The sequence below is a fragment of the Streptomyces prasinopilosus genome (genome assembly GCF_001419695.1).
GTDB classification, from domain to species: Bacteria; Actinomycetota; Actinomycetes; order Streptomycetales; family Streptomycetaceae; genus Streptomyces; species Streptomyces prasinopilosus.
Genome location: NZ_LIRG01000723.1, coordinates 1 through 4,110, shown reverse-complemented (window position 1 = coordinate 4,110; position 4,110 = coordinate 1). Strand labels below are relative to the sequence as shown.

Genomic DNA, 4,110 nt, shown 5'->3' with positions numbered 1-4,110 from the left:
CCTCCGTCAGCATGCCGGGCGCCCGGTCCTGCCCGGCATGCTGACGGAGGTCTTCGAACACCGCCTGCTGCGCGCCCTGTCGGCGGGGCGGGGACCCGGCCCGGAGCTGGCGGAGGAGGCGCTGCGCCGGGCCGGCTCGGGACGGCTGCGCCACCGCGACCTGTACCTGCTGCTCCTCGCCGCCCGGGGCGAGGAGTGGACGGAGGTGCGCACGGCGGCGCTCCGGCGTGCCGCCGCGATGCCCCCGGCTCCGGCCAGGCTGCTGCACTGGTACGCCGCGCAGCAAGGTGCCGGTGACGGTGGCGGCGAAGGACACGGCTTGTTCTACGAGGAGGAGGCGGCGGACGGCGCCGGTGGCCGCCACCGCGTGCGGGCCCGGCTGCGGGCGGAGCGCACGTGGACCGGGCCGGAGCGGGCCGCCCGGTCGCGCGGGACGGCCAAGCACTACGCCTGCTGCGCGCTGCTCGCCGAACTGGCCGGTCTGCCGGAGCCCGCCCCGCAGGTCGAGGACGGGCGGGCCGAGGCCGTACGCATCACGGTCCCCGCGCAGGGCCAGGACCCCGTCAAGACGCTCAACAAGCACTACCAGCGGGAAGCGATCACCAGGCCCGAGTCGACGCTGCGCGTCCTGGGGCCGCGCGTGGAGTGCACCTACCGTTGCCGCCACCGGGACAGTGACCTGCGGGTCCAGGCCACCGCGGTCGGCCCGGACAAGAACGCGGCACGCGGTGCCGCGGCGCTGAAACTGCTGCGCAAGCTCGCCTCCGTCGACGCGGCCGAGGGCGCCGGCACCGTCGGCGGCGCTGCCGCCCCCGGCGCCCTCGGCGACCCCGATGTCCTCGGCTCCGCCCGCCGTGGTGCGGAGGGATCGCGGTCCGCGGGAGCAGGCTCCGTGGTCACGCCGGTCGCCCCCTCACCGATCCGGTTGCGCGAAGCGGTCGCGGCGGGCCGCGCGGTGTCGTTCGTGCCCGCGCGGGGTGCGGGCCCGGCGGCGTGGTGGGTGCGGGACGGCGGCTCCCGTTCCCGCGTGCTGCCGGGGACCGGCCGGTACGTCCCGCTCGCGGAGGGTTTACCCGCGGTGCACCGGGCCGGGGAGGGAGCGGACCCGACCGCGCTGTTCTGGCAGCGGGCGGTGCACATCGCCCTGCAGCTCGTCCGTGCCCGGCTCGTCCGTCCCGCGCTCGACGAGCGCGGGTACGCGGTGTGGCGGGTGGGCCCGGTCCCGGTGGAGGCCGAGGGGGCGTTGACGGCGCTCGCCGCCGCGGCGCCGCCCGGTGCCGTACTGCCCGGTGCCGTAGTGCCCGGTGACGCGCCGTCCGATCCCGGTGCGGCCGCGCGGCAGGCGCTCCTCGCCTGCTGCGACGCGGTGGCCGACGCGCTGGTGCGCACCCCGGCCGCCGTCCTGTGCGGTACCGGCCCGTGGACGGCGTCCGCGCCGGGCCCGGTCGCCCCCGGAGCGCGGGACGCGGTAGGCGGCTGGCTGGACGACGTGGAGGACCTGGTCGACAGCGGCCCGGCCCCCCGGCTGATCCTGCGGATCCGGCCGCCCGACGACGAGCAGGCCGCCGCCGGCCGGCTCACCGCCGACCTGCACCTGGCCCCGGCGGACACCGCCTCCGCGGGCCCGCTCCCGGACGGACCGGACGAACCGGGCGAGGTGGCCGCCGCCCGGGTGTGGTCCGGCGCCGCGCGTGTCGGCGGGGAGGGCGCCGACACGGTCCGGCCGCGGGTGCGGCGGGTCCTGCGGCGGGCCGCCCGGCTGCATCCGGACCTGGACCCCCTGGCCTCGATGGCCGGTGAGGGGCCCCCGCGGCAGTGCGTCCTGCACTCCCGCGCGATCGTCGCGCTGCTGGAGCGGGAGGCCGGACTCGCCGCAGCGGGCGTACGGGTGGTGTGGCCCGAGCGGCTGCGCACCGCCCTGTCGGCGGCAGCGGTCGTCGGCACACCGGACGGGGAGGAGGAAGCCGGCCCCGTCCGGACGACCGGGTCCGCCCGATCCGCCGGGACGGCCGGGCGGGCCGGGCCGGCCGGGGAGCGGTCGCGGTTCAGTGTGACGGCGTTGCTCGACTTCCGCTGGCAGGTCGCCCTCGACGGCTCCGACCTCAGCGAGGAGGAGATGGACGCCCTCGCCGAAGCGGCCCGGCCGCTGGTGCGCATCCGGGGGGAGTGGGTGCTGGCCGACCCCGTCCTGCGGCGCCGTGCCCGCCACCGGCTCCTGGGCCGGCTGCCCGGGACGCAGGCGCTGACCGCCGCGCTGTCGGGCACCGTCGCCGTCGACGGTGACACGGTCGCCTGCCGGCCCGCCGGACCGCTCGCCGACATGATCGGCGTGCTGCGGCAGGGCGAACACCATCCCGAGGCGGTGCCCGCGCCCGCCGGGCTGACGGCCGCTCTGCGCGGCTACCAGCACCGGGCCCTGACCTGGCTCGCGCACACCACACGCCTCGGGTTCGGTGCCCTCCTCGCCGACGACATGGGGCTGGGCAAGACCCTCACCACGCTCGCCTTCGCCCTGCACCACCAGCGCCGCGGTTCCGGTCCGACGCTGGTGGTCTGCCCGGCGTCCCTCGTGGCCACCTGGTGCCGGGAGGCCGCCCGTTTCGCCCCCCGCCTGCCGGTCGTCGCCTACCACGGCGCCGACCGCACGCTGGAGGCGGTCACCGCCACCACGCTGGTGGTCACCACCTACGACCTGCTGCGCCGCGACCCCGGCCGCCTCGCCGAGCGCCACTGGGGCCTGGTCGTCGCCGACGAGGCCCAGCACGCGAAGAACCCCGCCTCCACCACCGCCCGCCGGCTGCGCGCCCTGCCCTCCACCACCCGCCTGGCGCTGACCGGCACCCCGGTGGAGAACAACCTGTCCGAGCTGTGGGCGCTGCTCGACTGGACCAACCCGGGTCTGTTCGGGCCGCTGACGGCGTTCCGGTCCCGTTGGGCGAACGCCGCGGAGAAGAACCCCGACGGCGCGGAGGCCGCCGCGCTGGGCCGGGTCGTCGCCCCGTTCCTGCTCCGGCGCCGCAAGACCGACCCCGGGATCGCCCCCGACCTCCCCGCGAAGATCGACCGGCCGTGTCCGGTGCGGCTGACCACCGAGCAGGCCGGCCTGTACGAGGCGGTCGTCCGCGAGACCCTGCGGCAGATCCGGGACGCCCGCGGCATCGAACGCAACGGTCTGGTCTTCAGGCTCCTGACCGCGCTGAAGCAGATCACCAACCATCCCGCCCACTACCTGCGGGAACAGCCGCCCGCCGGCGGCGAGTCGGCCGCGTTCACGGCGCGTTCGGCCAAGACCGCCGCCCTCGTCGACCTGCTGGAGACGATCCGGGCGCGCGAGGAGGCCGTCCTGGTCTTCACCGGCTACGTCGCCATGGGCCGCCTGCTCACCGCCCTCCTCACCCACCTCGGGCACGACCCGCTCTTCCTGCACGGGGCGACGCCCCTGGCCGAACGGACGCGCGGGGTCGACGCCTTCCAGGCCGGCCGGCACCCGGTGCTGGTCCTGTCCCTCAGAGCGGCCGGGACCGGTCTGACCCTCACCCGTGCCGCCCACGTCGTCCACTACGACCGCAGCTGGAACGCCGCCGTCGAGGACCAGGCCACCGACCGTGCCCACCGCATCGGCCAGCACCGGACCGTGACCGTGCACCGCCTGATCACCCGGCACACCGTCGAGGACCGCATCGACGAACTCCTCACCCGCAAGCGCGCCCTGGCCTCCGCCGTCCTGACCGGCGGGGACCGGGCGCTCACCCGGCTGACCGACCGGGAACTGGCCGACCTCGTGGCCCTGGGGGAACCCCGGTGAGCGGGCCGCACACCACCGCCGGATGGGCCCGCGCCCTGACCGCCTCCCTCACCGCCGCCCTCACCCGGGCCGCATCGGGCACCGCGCTCCCCGACGCGGCACGGCGTCTGCTGCTCACCGGGGAGGCGGGCACGCTCAACGTCAACCGGGGCTTCGCCACGACCAAGTTCCCCCTGCCCGGCGGTCGCGTCGCCCGGCCCCGGCTGCTCGTCGCCGAACTCACGGACGCCGACTGGGAGCGCGTCGAAACCGCGCTCCGCGCACGTCCCGACGCGGTGGCCGTCGCCGGGACCGCCGCCGTCAGC

The 4,110-nt window shown here is 77.3% G+C and carries 2 protein-coding genes; both read left to right on the top strand.

Annotated features, from left to right (window positions below; translation table 11 throughout):
- Window positions 1-37 precede the first annotated feature (37 nt).
- Window positions 38-3,805 carry a DEAD/DEAH box helicase gene (locus AOK18_RS25260; protein WP_055695823.1) on the top strand — a complete coding sequence of 1,256 codons (3,768 nt, stop codon included), beginning with the start codon at window positions 38-40 and terminating at the stop codon, window positions 3,803-3,805.
- The coding region (locus AOK18_RS25255) for a hypothetical protein (protein WP_157865181.1) at window positions 3,802-4,110 on the top strand (309 nt) is incomplete at its 3' end. The genes AOK18_RS25260 and AOK18_RS25255, both read left to right, overlap by 4 nt.

Coding starts and splice junctions, on each gene's coding strand:
- AOK18_RS25260 (WP_055695823.1), top strand. CDS start 38: ATGCTGACGGAGGTCTTCGAACACCGCCTGCTGCGCGCCCTGTCGGCG.